The sequence below is a fragment of the Pseudomonas sp. QTF5 genome, from assembly GCF_000512695.2.
Taxonomy (GTDB): domain Bacteria; phylum Pseudomonadota; class Gammaproteobacteria; order Pseudomonadales; family Pseudomonadaceae; genus Aquipseudomonas.
In genome coordinates, this window is record NZ_AZRW02000006.1 from 16,154 (window position 1) to 33,936 (window position 17,783).

Consider the following 17,783-nt stretch of genomic DNA (forward strand, 5'->3'; position numbering starts at 1 on the left):
CATTTATAGAGACACGGCAGAGACACGGCGCGAAACAGCGTGAGCTGCTTCGCATCCGGGATGCTTTACACGAAGCAGAGGGACAGCGGCTCGGCGATATACGCCGGTTTGTCCGACCCTTCGATTTCAAGCGTGGCGGTGGCCTTGAGCAGCCATTGGCCGGGTTTCTTCTCGGTGACGTCGTTCATGTCGACCTTGAGTCGAACCCTGGAATTGACCTTTACGGGCTGGATGAAACGCACGCTGTCCAGGCCATAGTTGACCACCATCTTCGCGCCTTCGGGCAGGATGAGGATGTCTTCCATCAGTTTGGGGATCAGCGACAACGACAGGAAACCATGGGCGATGGTGCTGCCAAAAGGTGTTTGCGCGGCTTTGATCGGGTCGACATGGATGAACTGATAATCGCCTGTGGCTTCTGCGAACAGGTTGATACGTTCCTGATCGATGGTGAGCCATTGGGAACGTCCGAGTTCCTTGCCGACATAATCTTTGAGCTCTGCAACTGGAACATAGGGCATTGAGACTCTCCTTGGGTTCATCGGTTTTATAGTTTTTCGAGTGGGGGATTTGACCTCCCTGCGAACCACTTTAGATCAACATGGCAAATTGCTCCGGTCAACTATTCATGCTTTTGGCGAATGCCGATTCATAGCGTTGGCGTGCTTATAATGCCTCGCGCCTTTTGCGGGAGATGATGGATGTTGTTACGTGGCCTGACCTGGCTGGTGCTTTTTCAATTGCTCGGCACCGCCCTCAACCATTTGTTTTTGCCGGTGCTGCCGGGGCCGATCGTTGGCCTGCTGCTGTTGCTGGGGTATCTGATTATTCGCGGTCAAGTCGGCGAGCCGCTGAACCTCGCGGCCAGTAGCCTGCTGCGTTACCTGCCGTTGCTGCTGGTGCCGCCGGCGGTGGGGGTGATGGTTTACGCCGCCGACATTGCCGCGGATTTCTGGGCGATCACCGGTGCGCTGGTGTTGTCGTTGCTGCTGTCGATGACCTTCGCGGGGGTGCTGATGGAGCGCTTGGTCAAGCGTCATGCCCATCCCGAGGACGACCAATGATGTTCGATTGGCACGGCGCCTGGGTGTCGGTGATTCATCATCCGCTGTTCGGTATTGGCATTACCCTGGGGGCGTATCAGTTGGTGCTGGCGGCGTTCGAGAAAACCCGCTGGATTTTTCTGCAACCGGTGCTGGTCTCCATGTTACTGGTCATCGGTGTACTGGTCAGTTGCGGCCTGAGCTACGCCGAATACCGCAAGAGCACTGAGATCCTCAGTATCTTGCTCGGGCCGGCTACCGTTGCGCTGGCGGTGCCGCTGTACCTCAACCTGCGGCGGATCCGTCAGTTGTTCTGGCCGATATTTACTACGCTGGTGATAGGTGGCGTGGTCGCCACGGGCATGGTTGTGTTGCTGGGCTGGTGGTTCGGTGCCGACCACATGATCCTGATGACCCTGGCCCCCAAATCGGTGACCTCGCCGATTGCCATGCTGGTGGCGGAGCAGATTGGTGGCGTCGCGGCGTTGGCGGCGGTGTTCGTGTTGATTACCGGGGTGATCGGGGCGATCTTCGGGCCGAGTCTTTTGACTCGCCTCGGTGTCCACAGCCCAGAGGCCCGTGGTATGGCCCTGGGCATGACCGCCCATGCGGTCGGTACCTCGGTGGCCTTGCAGGAAAATGAAGAGTGCGGCGCCTTCGCGGCGCTGGCGATGAGTCTGATGGGCGTGGCCACGGCGGTGTTCCTGCCGTTGGCGGTGTCGATGGTGGTGTAAGGAAATGTCTATGAGTTTGCCGCTTTTTCCGCTGAACACGGTGCTGTTTCCGGACTGCATCCTCGACTTGCAGATCTTCGAGGCGCGCTACCTGGACATGATCGGTCGCTGCATGAAACAGGGCGGCGGCTTCGGCGTGGTGTGCATCCTCGACGGCGAAGAAGTCGGCGTCGCCCCCGAAGGCTACTCACGGGTGGGGTGCGAGGCGCTGATCACCGATTTTCATCAGCAGGACAACGGCCTGCTGGGTATTCGGGTGAAGGGCGGGCGGCGTTTCCACGTTGTACGCACCGAGGTGCAGCGCAACCAGTTGATCGTCGCCGAAGTCGAGTGGCTCAAAGATGAGCCCGAGCAACCGCTACAGGATGACGACGCCGACCTGGTCGCGCTGCTCAAGGCTTTGGCGGAGCACCCGATGGTCGAAGCGCTGAGCATGGGCACCGAAGCGACGGGGCAACAGTCGCTGGCCAATCAGTTGGCGTATCTGCTGCCGTTTGCCGAGATGGACAAGATCAATCTGCTGCAACTCGATGATCCGCAACAACGGCTGGATGCGATTCAGGCGTTGCTGGATGAGTTGCAGGGTGAGTTGTTTTCTTAGTTGCATCTTGTCGTAACTTAATCAGCCAATAGTGTTGTGCTGAAGTCCCATCTTAATTAGATTGAGCCCTGCCCACATGAGGTAGGTATTTACTAATAAAAGGGATCTTTATATGACTATTTATACGAACGAAAAAGAACTTTGGGAAGCGGTTGCGGTTGGGTATATGCTCAAAAACTATTCGAGTGGTACCCGCGAGGAAACAGCGGAGTACGCAGGCAAGCTGGCCGATGCTCTAGTGCTGGAAATGCGTAAGCGTGAGCGTTCTTGAATACGACTTGCTGATAATGAAATAGCAAAAGCCCTCGACTCTTAGAGTCGGGGGCTTTTGTTTATGAGCAGGAAGCCAGGGCGTTGGTGTTCCAGCACCGAAAAATTCGGTGTTAGTACGCATACCGCAACATCGTATGCGGCAAATGCCGCAGCGCAAAGAACCCGAATAACGCCACCAACGACGGCAACACCAGCCACCAGATTTTCGGCGGCATGGCATTGAGCGAAGTCTGGCGTTGAGACAGCCAAAGGCTCGCCGCACACACGCACGATGCCAACATCGCGCCGGCCAGCACATCGGTCGGCCAGTGCGCGCCCAGGTATACCCGCGACAGGGCAATTGTCAGTGCCGGCAAGCAGCCCAACAATAACCAGGTCAGGCGCATTCGCGGCGGTTGTCCACGACCCGCCAGAACCGCGAGCGTCAGGAACAGTGCGAAAGAGCCCGAGGCATGGCCGCTGGGCATGCTGTAGCTGGTCAGTGGATCGCTCAGTACTTCCGGGCGAACGCGGGCGAAAAAATGCTTGGTTGCGGTGTTGCCCAAAGCGGTGAAAAGCAAAGTGCCGCCAGCGAAGATTGCATGCCGCCACTGGCGGGTGAGCAACAGCAAGGCTGTCAGCAGGGCGCTGAACATAAACATGTTGTGGAATTCGCCGATCAACGTGAACACCACGGCCGCTTCATCGAGCATCGGGCTGCGGTGTTCCTGCACCAGGGCCATCAACCCTTGGTCGAGTGCGGTCAGGTGCGGATAGCCGATGAACAGTCCCGCCAGAATCAGAAAGCTCATCCCGGCGATGAACATCGTGGCCTTGCGATGTCGGCGCAGACTGCTGGTTGCACTCAGCCCCACCATCAGCGCAATGCTGCCCGCGACGATCCCGGCCTGTGGCCAGAAGCCTTCCGGCAACGGCAAGCGAATGGCCGCACCCGTGGCCCAACCGGGCAGCAGATACGCAACGCTCCAGCCCGCGGCAGCCAACAGGCTGACGACGGCGAAGCGCGGGAAGGGCATGTCGCACATCCCGGCAACCATCGGTAGCATTGGCCGCAGCGGGCCGATAAAGCGTCCGACCAACAGGCTGGCGATGCCATAACGCTGGAAATAAGCCTCGGCCCCGGCGATCCATTCCGGATGATGGCGCAACCCCGGCAGGCGACGGATGTTCTGGTGGAAATGTCGCCCTAAAAAGTACGAAACGATGTCGCCCAGCACACCGCCGAGAAAGCCCAACAGCAACGTTTCACCCAACGACAGCGCGCCACTGCCGGCCAGCACCGTCACGGCAAACAACAACACCGTGCCGGGCACGATCAGTCCGACAATCGCCAGGCATTCCACGCAAGCCACTATGAACACTGCCGCGGCCAGCCACTGCGGATTGACCGTCAGCCAACCGGTCACGCTATCGAGCCATGGGCCCATAAAAACAACTCCATCGAATAATCAATCGGTCCCTAGGGACGAACACAATCTTCACTACACACAGATTTCCCTGTGGGAGCGGGCTTGCTCGCGAAAGCGATCCGTCATTCAGCATTTATGCTGGAGGTGATGGCCTCTTCGCGAGCAAGCCCGCTCCCACAGGAGATTCCCGTTTGTATCAAGTCCAGGCAAATTTCAGGACAGCAAAAAATAATCGCGACCTTCGACTTGCCCCCGGCGCAGCGGGTTACGCGTGCAGTAAAGTGCGTAAGCCGCATCAACAAAACGGTACATCAAATGTTCGTCGCGCCCGTGGGGAATGCCCAGGCGTGTAGTCTGGATGATGTGGCCGGGCGCCGGCCCGACATCTTCCACCAGCAGCACTTCATGGTCGAAGCGTTTGGCATCCCAGATCGGCACCTTCAGCCCCAGCGCCTTGCAAAGCAGCGTCTGCCCGGCGCACAGCTTTTGTGAGGGGCGAGGGCGACCCTGAGCATCGGGATTGTTCAATAGCATCTGCGCCAGGCTCGCCGGCCCGCTCAGTTCGTCGACCCATGGATAGGCGGATTTGATCAACACTGCATTGCCTGGGCCCTGAGCGCTGAAGTTCAGGGAATCGCCGCCCCGGGCGTAATACATATAGATGTGGCCGCCATCCAGAAACAAAGCCTTACGCTTTTCTGTGTAGCCCAAGGAGGCGTGGCTGCCTTTTTCTTCACAGTAATAGGCTTCGGTCTCGATGATTCGGGCACTGAGCCACAGGTCGCCGATCCGATGACGGATGATTTTGCCCAGTAAATCCCGGGCCAGCGTTTGGGCATCGCGGTCGAAAAATGCATCCGGCAGCCCCTTGGGCTGGCGCGTAGTGGATGCAGAAACAGGCAGGTTGGTCATGATGGACAGCGTTTATCAGGGCTGATTGAGTCGTGATGATAACAATATGCAGCTTAATCCCGGCTGAACGTCGGCAAATTGCGCTCCATTTCGACCATCCGCCTGTCACCGCTGTTAGTCCCGGGACGCGACAGCTATAATCTGCCGCTTTACTCTTTACCAAGACCTTAGCAAAGACCATTGCAGACCATGACTGAGTCCGTTCTTGACTACATGACCCGTTTGGGGCGCGCCGCCCGCGAAGCTTCCCGCGTGATCGGCCGTGCCAGCACCGGGCAGAAAAACCGCGCCTTGCAGGCGGCTGCCAATGCGCTGGATGCTGCACGCACCGAGCTGACCGCAGCCAATGAACTGGATTTGGCCGCCGGCCGCGCCAACGGTCTCGAACCTGCTCTGCTGGAACGTCTGGCGCTGACCCCGGCGCGCATCGATGGCATGATCGTCGGTTTACGCCAGGTCGCGGCATTGCCGGACCCGGTCGGCGCGATTCGCGACATGAGTTATCGCCCGTCTGGCATTCAGGTTGGCAAGATGCGCGTGCCATTGGGCGTGATCGGGATCATCTACGAATCACGGCCGAACGTGACCATCGATGCCGCCAGCCTGTGCCTGAAGTCCGGCAACGCGACCATCCTGCGGGGCGGCTCCGAGGCGATTCATTCCAACCGTGCCATCGCCGCCTGCATCCAGCGCGGCCTGGCCGAGGCCGATCTTCCGGCCGCTGTGGTGCAAGTGGTCGAAACCACCGATCGGGCCGCCGTCGGCGCACTGATCACCATGCCCGAATACGTCGACGTCATCGTGCCCCGTGGCGGCCGTGGGCTGATCGAACGGGTCAGTCGCGATGCCCGCGTGCCCGTCATCAAGCATCTGGACGGCATCTGTCACGTCTACGTCAGTGCCCACGCCGATCTGCCGAAAGCCCAGCGCATCGCGTTCAACGCCAAGACCTACCGTTACGGTATCTGTGGCGCCATGGAAACCTTGCTGGTCGATCAGGCTGTCGCCAAGGAGTTCCTGCCGTCGATGGCTGCCCAGTTCCGCGAGAAAGGCGTCGAACTGCGCGGTTGCGAGCGTGCCCGGGCGATCGTCGAGGCCGTTGCGGCCACTGAAGAAGACTGGCACACCGAATACCTGGCGCCGATCCTCTCGATTCGCGTGGTCGATGGGCTGGATCAGGCCATCGAGCATATTAACAAGTACGGCTCCCATCACACCGATTCGATCGTCAGCGAAAACCTGGCCGACACCCGGCGTTTCGTGGCTGAAGTCGATTCGTCTTCGGTCATGATCAACACCCCGACGTGCTTCGCCGATGGCTTCGAATACGGATTGGGTGCCGAGATTGGCATTTCTACTGATAAGCTGCACGCCCGCGGTCCGGTGGGCCTCGAAGGTCTGACCTGCGAGAAGTACATCGTGGTCGGTGACGGTCAGTTGCGCGGCCAGGAGTCGGTCTGACTTGGGCGACCTCGACCCGTCAACCCAAGTGACCGCCAGCGAGCCCCAGCCTCGACGCATTGGCGTACTGGGCGGGACCTTCGACCCGGTGCACATCGGCCATTTGCGCGGTGCGCTGGAAGTCGCCGAATCGCTGGCGCTCGATGAGTTGCGTCTGACACCCAGTGCCAGGCCGCCTCATCGGGGCACGCCGCAGGTGTCAGCGAAGGACCGTCTGGCGATGGTCAAGTGCGCGGTGGCCGATGTGCCGCCGTTGGTGGTGGACGCCCGCGAATTGCAGCGGGACAAACCGTCCTACACCATCGACACCCTGGAACTGATGCGCGCCGAACTGGCCGCCCCAGACCAGGTTTTTCTACTTTTGGGCTGGGACGCATTTTGCGGCCTGCCCACTTGGCACCGCTGGGAAGAGTTGCTCCAGCATTGCCACATCCTGGTGCTGCAACGCCCGGATGCCGACAGCGAACCGCCGGATGCCTTGCGCAACCTGCTGGCAGCGCGCTCGGTGAGCGACCCGCTGGCCCTCAAAGGGCCGAGCGGACAGATTGCATTCGTCTGGCAGACGCCGCTCGCGGTATCCGCCACCCAGATCCGTCAACTGCTGGCCAGCGGTAAGTCGGTACGTTTCCTGGTGCCCGACGCGGTCCTGGCCTACATCGATGCGCACGGACTCTACCGTGCGTCGAACTGAAAAAGGGCGCGCTTCAAGGCACGTGAACGCGTGTATCGAAGCGCCCGAACATACGAGCAAAACGAGTTTTATATGACTGACAAAGACGTAAGCAAAGTAAAGCGCAAGGGCACATTCAAGAGCGCTCCGCTGCCAGTAGAGGCTCACACCGGCGTGGTACTTGCCGGCGAAGAGCTGGTCAAGGTTGCCGTAGCTGCCCTGGAAGACGTCAAGGCCCAGGACATTCAGGTGATCGACGTTCGTGAAAAGCAGAGCATCACTGACTTCATGATCATCGCTACCGGTACTTCCAACCGCCAGATCGGCGCGATGCTGGACAAGGTCCGCGAGGCGGTCAAGGCCAAGGGCGTCAAGCCGTTGGGTGAAGAAGGCAAGGGCGACAGCGACTGGGTGTTGCTGGACATGGACGATGTCATCGTACACATGATGACTGCCTCGGCGCGCCAGTTCTATGACCTGGAACGCCTGTGGGCCGGTGCCGAGCAGAGCCGTTCGGCCAGCGCTGCGCATCACAGCCCGGAAAACACCCATGAGCATTTCACCAAGCTCAACAAAGACCAGCAATAAGGGAACGCTGTGCGACTGCGACTGATCGCCGTCGGTTCACGCATGCCCAAATGGGTGGAAGAAGGCTGGCATGAATATGCCAAGCGTCTTCCGTCCGAGCTGGCGCTGGAACTGGTGGAAATTCCGCTCAACACCCGCGGCAAGAACGCCGACGTGGCGCGCTTTATCCGTCAGGAAGGCGAAGCCATGCTGGCCAAGGTCGGGCCGAATGAGCGCATTGTCACCCTCGAAGTCCACGGCAAGCCCTGGAGCACCGAGCAACTGGCGGTTGAACTCGATCGCTGGCGGCTGGACTCGCGCACGGTGAATTTCATGGTCGGCGGCCCCGAGGGGCTGGCGCCGGAAGTCTGTGCGCGGGCGGATCAACGCTGGTCGTTGTCGCCGTTGACATTGCCGCACCCATTGGTGCGGATTCTGATCGGCGAACAGCTGTATCGTGCCTGGACAGTGCTGTCCGGCCACCCTTACCACAAGTAGTTCTGCCCTCATGCCCCAGCCGATCCGCATCAAGGACCACGAAAAAGACGCCCGTCTGGTGCGTGGCCGCGTCGTGTTCGGGGCCATTGCAGTTGTAGCACTGATTGGGGTGCTGATCGCGCGGCTGTATTTCCTTCAGGTGATCCAGTACGAGTACCACTCGACCCTGTCGGAAAACAACCGCGTCCATGTGCAGCCGATTCCGCCGACTCGCGGGTTGATCTTCGACCGCAATGGCGTGGTGGTGGCCGACAATCGGCCAAGCTTCAGCCTGAGCATGACCCGCGAACGCTCCGGCGACTGGCAGCAAGTGCTCGATGTGATTGTCGAAGTGCTGGGGCTGACGCCCGAAGACCGGGTGATCTTCGAGAAACGCATGCGTCAGGGGCGCCGACCGTTTGAGCCGGTGCCCATCCTGTTCGAGCTGACCGAAGAGCAAATCGCCCGCATCGCGGTGAACCAATTCCGCCTGCCCGGTGTGGAAGTGGTCGCGCAGCTGGTGCGTCATTACCCGCAGGGCGCGCACTTTGCGCACTCGGTGGGGTACATGGGGCGGATCAACGAGAAAGAACTCAAAACTCTGGATCCGGTGGGTTACAGCGGTACCCATCAAATTGGCAAAACCGGTATCGAGCGCTTCTATGAGGCCGAGTTGCACGGCCAGGTGGGGTACGAGGAAGTCGAAACCAACGCACGAGGCCGCGTATTGCGCGTACTCAAGCGTACCGATCCGATTCCCGGCAAGGACATTGTCCTGAGCCTGGACATCAAATTGCAGGAAGCCGCCGAAGCTGCGCTTGGCGGTCGCCGTGGCGCGGTCGTGGCGCTGGACCCGAAAACCGGCGAAGTGCTGGCGATGGTCAGCCAGCCGAGTTTCGACCCGAACCTGTTCGTCACCGGCATCAGCTTCAAAGCCTATTCCGAGTTGCGCGATTCCATCGACCGGCCACTGTTCAACCGCGTATTGCGCGGTCTGTACCCGCCGGGCTCGACGATTAAACCGGCGGTGGCGATTGCCGGTCTGGATGCGGGCGTGGTTACGGCGTCGACCCGGGTCTACGACCCCGGTTACTACCAACTGCCCAACTACGATCACAAATACCGTAACTGGAACCGTACCGGCGACGGTTACGTGGATCTGGATACGGCAATCATGCGGTCCAACGACACCTACTTCTATGACCTGGCCCACAAGCTGGGGATTGATCGGTTGTCGGCCTATATGAGCAAATTCGGCATTGGTCAGAAGGTCTCCCTGGACATGTTCGAAGAGTCGCCGGGGTTGATGCCGACCCGGGAATGGAAGCGCGCGACCCGTCGTCAGGCCTGGTACCCGGGCGAAACGCTGATTCTCGGGATCGGTCAGGGCTACATGCAGTCCACTCCGTTGCAGTTGGCGCAGGCCACGGCGCTGGTGGCCAACAAGGGTGTCTGGAATCGTCCGCATTTGGCCAAGACCCTCGAAGGTGCGAAGCCGGTGGACGAAAATCCGATGCCGGACATCATCCTGCGCGACCCGTCGGACTGGACCAAGGTCAACCACGGCATGCAGCAGGTGATGCACGGTGCCCGCGGTACGGCGCGCAAGGCATCCATTGGTGCTCAATACCGGATTGCCGGCAAGAGCGGTACGGCTCAGGTGGTCGCGATCAAGCAGGGCGAGAAGTACGACCGCTCCAAGGTTCAGGAGCGTCACCGCGACCACGCCTTGTTCGTCGGCTTCGCGCCGGCCGACAACCCGCAAATCGTGGTGTCGGTGATGGTCGAGAACGGCGAGTCCGGTTCCGGCGTCGCTGCACCTGTGGTGCGTCAAGTCATGGATGCCTGGCTCCTGGACCAGGATGGCCGACTGAAAGCCGAATACGCCAGCCCTATCAGTGCGGAGGCTACGGCCCGTGAAGAGTAATTTCGATCGCATCCTCTCCAGCGAGGATGTGATGCGTCGCCGTGCGACGCTGTTGCAACGCATGCACATCGACGGCCCGTTGCTGATCCTGCTGTTGACCCTCGCGGCCGGCAGCCTGTTCGTGCTGTATTCGGCCAGTGGCAAAAGCTGGGATCTGCTGGCCAAGCAAGCGACTTCCTTCGGCATCGGCCTGGTATCGATGATCGTCATCGCCCAGTTCGAGCCGCGCTTCATGGCCCGCTGGGTGCCGGTCGGTTATGTGATCGGCGTGCTGTTGCTGGTGGTGGTGGATGTCATGGGGCACAACGCCATGGGGGCCACGCGCTGGATCAACATTCCCGGGGTGATCCGCTTCCAGCCCTCGGAATTCATGAAGATCCTGATGCCGGCAACCATCGCCTGGTACCTGGCCAAGCGCTCCTTGCCGCCCCAACTCAAGCATGTGGGCGTCAGTCTGTTTCTGATCGGGTTGCCGTTCATCCTGATCGTGCGCCAGCCCGACCTCGGCACTTCGCTGCTGATCCTCGCCGGTGGCGCGTTCGTTCTGTTCATGGGTGGCCTGCGCTGGCGCTGGATTCTCAGTGTGATTGCCGCGGCTGTGCCGGTGGCGGTCGGCATGTGGTACTTCATCATGCACGACTACCAGAAGCAGCGAATCCTGACCTTCCTCGACCCAGAGAGCGATCCGCTGGGCACGGGCTGGAACATCATTCAGTCGAAAGCCGCCATCGGTTCCGGCGGCGTGTTCGGCAAAGGCTGGTTGCTCGGCACTCAGTCGCACCTGGACTTTCTGCCGGAAAGCCACACCGACTTCATTATTGCGGTGATGGGCGAAGAGTTCGGCCTGGTGGGCATCTGCGCATTGTTGCTGATCTACCTGCTGTTGATCGGTCGCGGGCTGGTGATTACTGCCCAGGCTCAGACATTGTTCGGCAAATTGCTCGCGGGCAGTCTCACCATGACGTTTTTTGTTTACGTTTTCGTCAACATCGGTATGGTCAGTGGCCTGTTGCCGGTTGTGGGGGTGCCGTTGCCGTTCATTAGCTACGGAGGAACTTCGCTGGTGACGCTACTGTCAGCGTTTGGGGTTTTGATGTCGATCCATACCCATCGCAAGTGGATCGCACAGGTTTGAATAAGGTGAAGATTTCAATGCAAGCAATGCGTGGCTGGGCGACTCGATACGCACCGTGGGTCGGCCTGGTAAGCATCCTTGGGACTGCGCAGCAAGCGTTGGCCGGCGATTACGAAGGCTCGCCCCAAGTGGCCGAGTTCGTCGGTGAAATGACCCGCGACTATGGCTTTGCCGGTGAACAACTGATGGGCGTGTTCCGCGAAGCCGAACGCAAGCAGTCAATTCTGGACGCCATCTCCAAACCCGCCGAACGGGTTAAACAGTGGAAAGAATATCGCCCGATGTTCATCACCGATGCGCGTATCGCCCGCGGTGTGGACTTCTGGCGTCAGCATGAAGCGGTCCTGGCTCGTGCCGAGCAGGAATACGGTGTGCCGGCGCAGGTTATTGTTTCGATCATCGGTGTCGAGACCTTTTTCGGTCGCAATACCGGTAATTTCCGGGTGATCGATGCCTTGTCGACCCTGGGTTTCGACTATCCTCCCCGTGCCGAATTCTTCCGCAAGGAATTGCGTGAATTCCTGCTGCTGGCCCGTGAAGAGCAGGTCGACCCGTTGACCCTCAAAGGCTCCTACGCCGGGGCCATGGGCTTGCCGCAGTTCATGCCGAGCAGTTTTCGCGCCTATGCGGTGGATTTCGACGGTGACGGCCACATTAATATCTGGAACAACCCGGACGATGCCATCGGCAGTGTCGCCAGCTATTTCAAACGTCACGGCTGGGTCGCCGGCGAACCTGTGGTCAACCGCGCCGATGTGCGTGGCGATCAGGTGGACGAGGGTTTGACCGCCGGCATCGAGCCGACGAAAACCGTCGGGGAGTTGCGGGCGCTGGGCTGGTCGAGTCATGATGCGCTGCGCGATGATATGCCGGTCACGGCTTTCCGCCTGGAAGGTGACAATGGCCCCGAATACTGGATGGGCCTGACGAATTTTTACGCAATCACGCGTTATAACCGCAGCGTGATGTACGCCATGGCGGTACATCAACTGTCTGAACAGCTGGTCCAAGCACGGGGCGTCAAGTAATGCGGGCATTGCCTATGGATAAACCCCTGAAGCTCATGGCATTCGCCGCGTTGGCGGTACTGGTCGCCAGTTGTTCGACCAGCCGCGCGCCGGCTCAGAAATCCCCGACCGCCGTTCGTTCGGCACCTGGCCTGGATATCAACCGGGCTCACAAGGATGGCGCACCCTGGTGGGATGTCGACGTGTCGCGTATCCCGGATGCCACGCCGACCCTGCACAGCGGTCCTTATAAAGCCAATCCTTACACGGTACTGGGCAAGACTTATTTCCCGCAGCAAGAGTCCAGCACCTACGTGGCCTCGGGCACTGCGTCCTGGTACGGCACCAAGTTCCATGGTCAGAACACTGCCAACGGCGAGGTGTATGACCTGTATGGCATGAGCGCCGCTCACAAGACCTTGCCACTGCCAAGTTACGTTCGGGTGACTAACCTGGACAATAACAAGACGGTCATCCTGCGGGTCAACGACCGCGGGCCGTTCTACTCGGACCGGATCATCGACTTGTCCTACGCGGCCGCCAAGAAGCTCGGCTACGCTGAAACCGGCACGGCACGGGTCAAGGTCGAAGGCATCGACCCGCAGCAATGGTGGGCCGCCAAAGGCCGCCCGGCACCTTTGATGCTCAACGAGTCGCAAGTTGCGCAGAATAGTGCCCCGGTCATAACGGCTTCGGCCGGTACCGTCGAGCAATGGACGCCACCGCCGCAGCAACACGCCGCGGCCATTGTGCCGGTGCAGATCGATGCAAAAAAAAACGCTTCTGTACCAGCCTCTGGCCAGTATCTGCAGGTGGGCGCGTTCGCCAACCCGGACGCTGCAGAACTCCTGAGATCGAAGCTCAGCGGGATGGTGAGCGCTCCGGTGTTCATCAGCTCGATCGTGCGTAACCAACAGACACTGCATCGGGTGCGCCTGGGGCCGATTGGCTCGCCAGGTGAAATCCAGCAGGTGCAGAACAGTGTGCGGCTGGCCAACCTCGGTTCGCCGAGCCTGGTCAGCGCCGAGTGATACGTAGTACTTGATTGACGGTTCGCTTGCGGTTTTGGGGGGCGAACCGGGTTGTTGGCTCGTTGAAGAACAAAAGCCCGGCAAGGGTTACAGAGTGAGCAACTGAACACGTGACAGCTTTTTAGAGAGTTGTCTGATTAGTTTTGCCCTTGGGCAGTTTCCATTAGCGATTTCGAGAGACGGATGAACATCACCACCTTTGCCAAACGCCTGTGCCTGCTAGTCCCGCTGCTCCTCTCGCCTGCCGCTTTCGCGGTCGAGATGATGCCGTCGCCACCGCAACTGGCCGCCAAAGCCTACGTACTCATGGATGCCAGCAGTGGCAACGTGCTGGTAGAGAACAACGGTGACCAGCGTCTGCCTCCGGCCAGCCTGACCAAGCTGATGACCGCCTACATCGCGACCCTGGAAATCCGTCGTGGCCAGATCGGCGAAAACGATCCAGTGACCGTCAGCGAGAATGCCTGGCGTACCGGCGGTTCGCGGATGTTCATCAAGGTCGGCACGCAAGTGACTGTCAGCGACCTGCTGCATGGCATCATCATTCAGTCGGGCAACGACGCCAGTGTTGCGCTCGCCGAGCACATCGCCGGCAGCGAAGACGCGTTCGCCGACATGATGAACAAAACCGTGGCCGACCTGGGCATGACCAACAGTCACTTCATGAACCCGACCGGTCTGCCGAACCCGGAGCACTACTCGTCGGCTCACGACATGGCCGTGCTGGCTCGCTCAATCATCCACGAAGACCCGGCTCACTACGCGATCTACTCGCAGAAAGAGTTCTTCTGGAACGGCATCAAGCAGCCTAACCGCAACCTGCTGCTGTGGCGTGACAAGACTGTCGATGGTCTGAAAACCGGTCACACCGACGAAGCTGGCTACTGCATGGTGTCTTCGGCTGTACGTGATGGCATGCGCCTGATCGCAGTGGTGTTCGGCACCAACAGCGAAGTGGCCCGTGCTGCTGAAACGCAGAAGCTGCTGACTTACGGTTTCCGCTTCTTCGAAACCCAGACCTTCTATCAGAAAGGCGCCGAGCTGGCTCAGGCACCTGTCTGGAAAGGCACGACCAATCAAGTCAAGGCCGGCCTGGCTCAAGACCTGACCATGACTTTGCCAAAAGGCCAGCTGAAAAAGCTCGCCGCCAGCATGACCATGACCCCGCAACTGGTCGCGCCAATCGCCAAGGGCGATGTGATCGGTAAAGTCGAAGTGAAACTGGACGACAAGGTGGTACACAGCGCCGACCTGATCGCTCTGGACGCGGTCGACGAGGGTGGTATCTTCCGCCGCATGTGGGATAGCATCCGTCTATTCTTCTACGGCTTGTTCAATTGAATTAGTGTGGACCTGCATGGCCCCGTTCCAATCCGGAGCGGGGCCATGTCCGTTACCACGGCTTACGAGGCCGTTACGCCATGACAGACACTGAAGTAAAGGCGCCAAAGATCGAATTCCCCAACGTTGATTACCCGGTTAAGGTGATCAGCGACACCGGAGTGGGCAACAAAGACAAGATCATCGAGATCGTCAAGAAGCACGCAACGATCAACCATGACCGTGTGGATGAACGCCAAAGCACCAATGGCAAATACACCACCATTCAACTGCACATCGTCGCGACCGACCAGGACCAGCTGTACAACATCAACAGCGAACTGCGGGCCACCGGTTTCGTGCACATGGTGCTGTGATGTCCGGCACGCTGGGCTTTCGCGAGCTCGGCCAGATGGCTTACGAGCCGGTCTGGCATGCCATGCAACGCTTCACCAACGAACGCGGCAGCGATGCCGCCGACGAAATCTGGCTGGTGGAACATCCGCCGGTGTTCACCCAGGGCCAGGCCGGCAAGGCCGAGCATTTGCTGCTGCCGGGTGATATTCCGGTGGTTCAGGTCGATCGTGGTGGTCAGGTGACGTACCACGGTCCCGGACAACTGGTGGCCTATCTGCTGCTGGATGTGCGCAAGCTGGGTTTCGGTGTACGTGACCTGGTCAGCCGCATGGAGCAATGCCTGATCGAGCTGCTGGCCAGCTACGGCGTGACCGCGGTGACCAAGCCGGATGCGCCGGGTGTCTATGTCGATGGCGCGAAAATCGCTTCTCTGGGTCTGCGGATCCGCCACGGTTGTTCCTTTCATGGCCTGGCCCTGAACGTGGACATGAACCTGGAGCCGTTTCGACGGATTAATCCCTGCGGCTACGCCGGGCTGGCGATGACCCAGCTGAGCGATCACGCAGGATCGATTGAATTTGCCGAGGTAAGTGCCCGGCTGCGCGCGCAGCTCGTCAAACACCTCGACTATGCTGAGCAGACGACCCTAACGGGCGGAATCGACTGATATGACTACTGATGCAGTGCAAACCATGATCCCGACGCTCGATGTCACCGAGCGTCCGGCCCCGCGTGCCAAGGTTGAAGCCGGCGTCAAGCTGCGCGGCGCCGAGAAGGTTGCACGCATCCCGGTGAAGATCATCCCGACCACTGAACTGCCGAAGAAACCCGACTGGATTCGCGTGCGCATCCCGGTTTCCCCGGAGGTCGACCGCATCAAGGCCCTGCTGCGTAAACACAAGCTGCATAGCGTGTGCGAAGAAGCGTCCTGCCCAAACCTGGGCGAGTGCTTTTCCGGTGGCACCGCGACTTTCATGATCATGGGTGACATCTGCACCCGTCGCTGCCCGTTCTGCGACGTCGGCCACGGTCGTCCGAAACCACTGGACGTCAATGAGCCGGAAAGCCTGGCCATTGCGATCGCCGACCTGAAACTCAAGTACGTGGTGATCACCTCGGTAGACCGCGACGACCTGCGTGACGGCGGTGCTCAGCACTTTGCCGACTGCATCCGCGAAATCCGCAAACTGTCGCCAAACGTGCAGCTCGAGACCTTGGTCCCGGACTACCGTGGCCGCATGGACGTCGCGCTGGAAATCACCGCCGCCGAGCCGCCGGATGTGTTCAACCACAACCTGGAAACCGTGCCACGCTTGTACAAGGCTGCGCGTCCGGGTTCGGATTACCAGTGGTCGCTGACCCTGCTGCAACGCTTCAAGCAGATGATGCCGCACATTCCGACCAAGTCCGGTTTGATGCTGGGCCTGGGCGAAACCGACGAAGAAGTCATCGAAGTCATGAAGCGCATGCGCGAACACGACATCGACATGCTGACCCTTGGCCAGTACCTGCAACCGTCCCGCAGCCACTTGCCGGTCCAGCGCTTCGTGCACCCGGACACCTTCGCCTGGTTTGCCGAGGAAGGTTACAAGATGGGCTTCAAGAACGTCGCTTCCGGCCCGTTGGTACGTTCCTCGTACCATGCCGACGAGCAGGCGAAACTGGTCAAGGCCGAGCTGATGTCGTCCTGATCCTGTTGTGAGAGCAAAAAAGGCCCGCAAGGCTTCTCCGGCCTTGCGGGCCTTTTTTTGGCTGCGCCCACGTCCATTGCAGACTTTTCCTGCAAGCCGTGGGGTGACTGACCCTCTTCTGTTTATCCCCGTTCCTGACTACTGTGTGCTGAAACGTTCACACAGGGAGAATCATGGATGACCGCTCGACCGACCCACACTCTTTGTCCTCACGCCGCCGTTCCGGCCTTGCCGTCTGCAGGGATGATCGGCGTGATCGCGCCCGCCGGCCCCGCTGCACTGGACACCGATAAAGCCATTGCCTGGATGCGCGCTCGCGGCTATTCGCTGCGAGTGTTTCCTGGCGTTTACGAGAAAGACGGCTACCTGGCTGGCAGTGATGATGTACGGCTCAATGACTTGCACGGCGCATTCGCCGACAGCGAGATCGACGCCATCATCTGTCTGCGTGGCGGTTACGGTACGCCGCGTTTGCTCGATCGCATCGATTTCGAATTACTGCATAACAACGCCAAGCCGTTTATCGGCTACAGCGACGTCACTGCGCTGCACTCGGCCATCAGTCGTTATGCCGGGTTCGTGACCTTCCATGGCCCGATGCTCAACGCTGACCTGCTAGGTGACAAGCAGCAACCCACTGAGTTCTCGTTTTTCAACATGCTGCGCGGGCAGGTAAAGGCGGGCAGTGTGCTTTCTCACCCGGTGGCCTGGCCGTTGACCACAATCGAGCCCGGCATCGCTCACGGACGTTTGCTGGGGGGCAATCTGTCGATGATCGCCGCGACCATGGGCACGCCTTACGAGATCGATGCCGAGGGCGTCATCCTGTTCATCGAGGACATTAACGAGCCGCTGTATCGCATAGACCGGCTGCTGACTCATTTGCGCTTGGCCGGTACGCTGCACAAGCTGGGCGGGGTTCTGGTGGGGGATGTGGCGGGGGTTGATGTTGCTGCGCTGGAGCGCTTGCTCAAACAAGTCTTCGCACCGTTGCGCATACCCGTGCTGGCCGGATGGCGTAGCGGGCATTGTGATCCGAATTTGACGCTGCCGATGGGCGCGCTGGTCAGGCTGGATGCGGGGGACAAGACGTTGGTGTTGGAGCAGGATGTGGTGATCAAGGCTTAGGAATTCATCGCCTGACAGACAGTCTTCGCGAGCAAGCCCG

At 59.8% G+C, this 17,783-nt stretch carries 20 protein-coding genes; 17 read left to right on the forward strand and 3 right to left on the reverse strand.

Annotation, left to right across the window (positions count from 1 at the left end; translation table 11 throughout):
- Window positions 1-65: 65 nt before the first annotated feature.
- Window positions 66-521 carry a MaoC family dehydratase gene (locus IC37_RS06585; RefSeq protein WP_030129550.1) on the reverse strand — a complete coding sequence of 152 codons (456 nt, stop codon included), beginning with the start codon at window positions 519-521 and terminating at the stop codon, window positions 66-68.
- A gap of 180 nt (window positions 522-701) precedes the next feature.
- Here IC37_RS06585 and IC37_RS06590 point away from each other — a divergent pair, with 180 nt between their 5' ends.
- The 4 genes from IC37_RS06590 (at window position 702) to IC37_RS29945 (ending at window position 2,649) form a co-directional block, all read left to right on the forward strand.
- Window positions 702-1,064 carry a CidA/LrgA family protein gene (locus tag IC37_RS06590; RefSeq protein ID WP_030129549.1) on the forward strand — a complete coding sequence of 121 codons (363 nt, stop codon included), beginning with the start codon at window positions 702-704 and terminating at the stop codon, window positions 1,062-1,064.
- Window positions 1,061-1,777 (forward strand): LrgB family protein, encoded by a 717-nt coding sequence (locus IC37_RS06595; protein WP_030129548.1) that lies wholly within the window; start codon window positions 1,061-1,063, stop codon window positions 1,775-1,777. The genes IC37_RS06590 and IC37_RS06595 overlap by 4 nt, the downstream gene beginning before the upstream one ends.
- Window positions 1,778-1,787: 10 nt before the next feature.
- Window positions 1,788-2,378, forward strand: a complete 591-nt coding sequence (locus IC37_RS06600; protein ID WP_030129547.1) for an LON peptidase substrate-binding domain-containing protein — start codon at window positions 1,788-1,790, stop codon at window positions 2,376-2,378.
- A 112-nt stretch (window positions 2,379-2,490) separates the two neighbouring features.
- On the forward strand, window positions 2,491-2,649 hold the full coding sequence (locus tag IC37_RS29945; RefSeq protein WP_158225653.1) for a hypothetical protein: 159 nt from the start codon (window positions 2,491-2,493) through the stop codon (window positions 2,647-2,649).
- A 112-nt stretch (window positions 2,650-2,761) separates the two neighbouring features.
- Here IC37_RS29945 and IC37_RS06605 read toward each other — a convergent pair whose 3' ends face one another.
- Both IC37_RS06605 and IC37_RS06610 read right to left on the reverse strand, forming a co-directional pair.
- On the reverse strand, window positions 2,762-4,078 hold the full coding sequence (locus IC37_RS06605; RefSeq protein WP_030129546.1) for a bifunctional DedA family/phosphatase PAP2 family protein: 1,317 nt from the start codon (window positions 4,076-4,078) through the stop codon (window positions 2,762-2,764).
- A 195-nt stretch (window positions 4,079-4,273) separates the two neighbouring features.
- On the reverse strand, window positions 4,274-4,972 hold the full coding sequence (locus tag IC37_RS06610; protein ID WP_030129545.1) for a DNA-3-methyladenine glycosylase: 699 nt from the start codon (window positions 4,970-4,972) through the stop codon (window positions 4,274-4,276).
- A 189-nt stretch (window positions 4,973-5,161) separates the two neighbouring features.
- On the opposite strand from IC37_RS06610, the gene IC37_RS06615 reads away from it, so the two are divergent.
- The 13 genes from IC37_RS06615 to IC37_RS06675 all read left to right on the forward strand — a co-directional run bounded on the left by IC37_RS06615 (window position 5,162) and on the right by IC37_RS06675 (window position 17,743).
- Complete coding sequence (locus IC37_RS06615; RefSeq protein WP_030129544.1) at window positions 5,162-6,433, forward strand: glutamate-5-semialdehyde dehydrogenase; 1,272 nt, start codon at window positions 5,162-5,164, stop codon at window positions 6,431-6,433.
- Between the two features lies 1 nt (window position 6,434).
- Window positions 6,435-7,124: a nicotinate-nucleotide adenylyltransferase gene (gene nadD / locus IC37_RS06620; RefSeq protein WP_030129543.1), complete on the forward strand. Its 690-nt coding sequence runs from the start codon at window positions 6,435-6,437 to the stop codon at window positions 7,122-7,124.
- Between the two features lie 72 nt (window positions 7,125-7,196).
- Entirely contained in the window at window positions 7,197-7,691 is a 495-nt protein-coding gene (rsfS, locus tag IC37_RS06625) for a ribosome silencing factor (protein ID WP_030129542.1), read from the forward strand.
- Between the two features lie 9 nt (window positions 7,692-7,700).
- The gene (gene rlmH / locus IC37_RS06630; RefSeq protein WP_003185785.1) at window positions 7,701-8,168 is read left to right on the forward strand and encodes a 23S rRNA (pseudouridine(1915)-N(3))-methyltransferase RlmH; all 468 of its coding nucleotides are present in this window, start codon (window positions 7,701-7,703) and stop codon (window positions 8,166-8,168) included.
- 10 nt (window positions 8,169-8,178) lie between these two features.
- The gene (gene mrdA / locus IC37_RS06635; RefSeq protein WP_030129541.1) at window positions 8,179-10,074 is read left to right on the forward strand and encodes a penicillin-binding protein 2; all 1,896 of its coding nucleotides are present in this window, start codon (window positions 8,179-8,181) and stop codon (window positions 10,072-10,074) included.
- Window positions 10,075-10,105: 31 nt separating this feature from the next.
- Entirely contained in the window at window positions 10,106-11,209 is a 1,104-nt protein-coding gene (gene rodA / locus IC37_RS06640) for a rod shape-determining protein RodA (RefSeq protein ID WP_050548126.1), read from the forward strand.
- Between the two features lie 17 nt (window positions 11,210-11,226).
- Window positions 11,227-12,237, forward strand: coding sequence for a lytic murein transglycosylase B (mltB, locus tag IC37_RS06645; RefSeq protein WP_030129540.1), 1,011 nt, complete (start codon window positions 11,227-11,229; stop codon window positions 12,235-12,237).
- Window positions 12,237-13,247 (forward strand): septal ring lytic transglycosylase RlpA family protein, encoded by a 1,011-nt coding sequence (locus tag IC37_RS06650; protein WP_030129539.1) that lies wholly within the window; start codon window positions 12,237-12,239, stop codon window positions 13,245-13,247. Before mltB ends, IC37_RS06650 begins: the two co-directional genes overlap by 1 nt.
- 183 nt (window positions 13,248-13,430) lie before the next feature.
- Window positions 13,431-14,588: a D-alanyl-D-alanine carboxypeptidase family protein gene (locus IC37_RS06655; protein WP_030129538.1), complete on the forward strand. Its 1,158-nt coding sequence runs from the start codon at window positions 13,431-13,433 to the stop codon at window positions 14,586-14,588.
- 80 nt (window positions 14,589-14,668) lie between these two features.
- Window positions 14,669-14,944 carry a DUF493 domain-containing protein gene (locus IC37_RS06660; RefSeq protein WP_003215438.1) on the forward strand — a complete coding sequence of 92 codons (276 nt, stop codon included), beginning with the start codon at window positions 14,669-14,671 and terminating at the stop codon, window positions 14,942-14,944.
- Window positions 14,944-15,591 (forward strand): lipoyl(octanoyl) transferase LipB, encoded by a 648-nt coding sequence (gene lipB, locus IC37_RS06665; RefSeq protein ID WP_030129537.1) that lies wholly within the window; start codon window positions 14,944-14,946, stop codon window positions 15,589-15,591. The genes IC37_RS06660 and lipB overlap by 1 nt, the downstream gene beginning before the upstream one ends.
- A gap of 1 nt (window position 15,592) precedes the next feature.
- Complete coding sequence (gene lipA / locus IC37_RS06670; RefSeq protein ID WP_007946663.1) at window positions 15,593-16,615, forward strand: lipoyl synthase; 1,023 nt, start codon at window positions 15,593-15,595, stop codon at window positions 16,613-16,615.
- 177 nt (window positions 16,616-16,792) lie between these two features.
- Window positions 16,793-17,743, forward strand: a complete 951-nt coding sequence (locus IC37_RS06675; RefSeq protein ID WP_030129536.1) for an LD-carboxypeptidase — start codon at window positions 16,793-16,795, stop codon at window positions 17,741-17,743.
- The last annotated feature ends 40 nt before the right edge of the window (window positions 17,744-17,783 follow it).

Coding starts and splice junctions, on each gene's coding strand:
- IC37_RS06585 (WP_030129550.1), bottom strand. CDS start 521: ATGCCCTATGTTCCAGTTGCAGAGCTCAAAGATTATGTCGGCAAGGAA.
- IC37_RS06590 (WP_030129549.1), top strand. CDS start 702: ATGTTGTTACGTGGCCTGACCTGGCTGGTGCTTTTTCAATTGCTCGGC.
- IC37_RS06595 (WP_030129548.1), top strand. CDS start 1,061: ATGATGTTCGATTGGCACGGCGCCTGGGTGTCGGTGATTCATCATCCG.
- IC37_RS06600 (WP_030129547.1), top strand. CDS start 1,788: ATGAGTTTGCCGCTTTTTCCGCTGAACACGGTGCTGTTTCCGGACTGC.
- IC37_RS29945 (WP_158225653.1), top strand. CDS start 2,491: ATGACTATTTATACGAACGAAAAAGAACTTTGGGAAGCGGTTGCGGTT.
- IC37_RS06605 (WP_030129546.1), bottom strand. CDS start 4,078: ATGGGCCCATGGCTCGATAGCGTGACCGGTTGGCTGACGGTCAATCCG.
- IC37_RS06610 (WP_030129545.1), bottom strand. CDS start 4,972: ATGACCAACCTGCCTGTTTCTGCATCCACTACGCGCCAGCCCAAGGGG.
- IC37_RS06615 (WP_030129544.1), top strand. CDS start 5,162: ATGACTGAGTCCGTTCTTGACTACATGACCCGTTTGGGGCGCGCCGCC.
- rsfS (WP_030129542.1), top strand. CDS start 7,197: ATGACTGACAAAGACGTAAGCAAAGTAAAGCGCAAGGGCACATTCAAG.
- mrdA (WP_030129541.1), top strand. CDS start 8,179: ATGCCCCAGCCGATCCGCATCAAGGACCACGAAAAAGACGCCCGTCTG.
- rodA (WP_050548126.1), top strand. CDS start 10,106: ATGCGTCGCCGTGCGACGCTGTTGCAACGCATGCACATCGACGGCCCG.
- mltB (WP_030129540.1), top strand. CDS start 11,227: ATGCAAGCAATGCGTGGCTGGGCGACTCGATACGCACCGTGGGTCGGC.
- IC37_RS06650 (WP_030129539.1), top strand. CDS start 12,237: ATGCGGGCATTGCCTATGGATAAACCCCTGAAGCTCATGGCATTCGCC.
- IC37_RS06655 (WP_030129538.1), top strand. CDS start 13,431: ATGAACATCACCACCTTTGCCAAACGCCTGTGCCTGCTAGTCCCGCTG.
- IC37_RS06660 (WP_003215438.1), top strand. CDS start 14,669: ATGACAGACACTGAAGTAAAGGCGCCAAAGATCGAATTCCCCAACGTT.
- lipB (WP_030129537.1), top strand. CDS start 14,944: ATGTCCGGCACGCTGGGCTTTCGCGAGCTCGGCCAGATGGCTTACGAG.
- lipA (WP_007946663.1), top strand. CDS start 15,593: ATGACTACTGATGCAGTGCAAACCATGATCCCGACGCTCGATGTCACC.
- IC37_RS06675 (WP_030129536.1), top strand. CDS start 16,793: ATGACCGCTCGACCGACCCACACTCTTTGTCCTCACGCCGCCGTTCCG.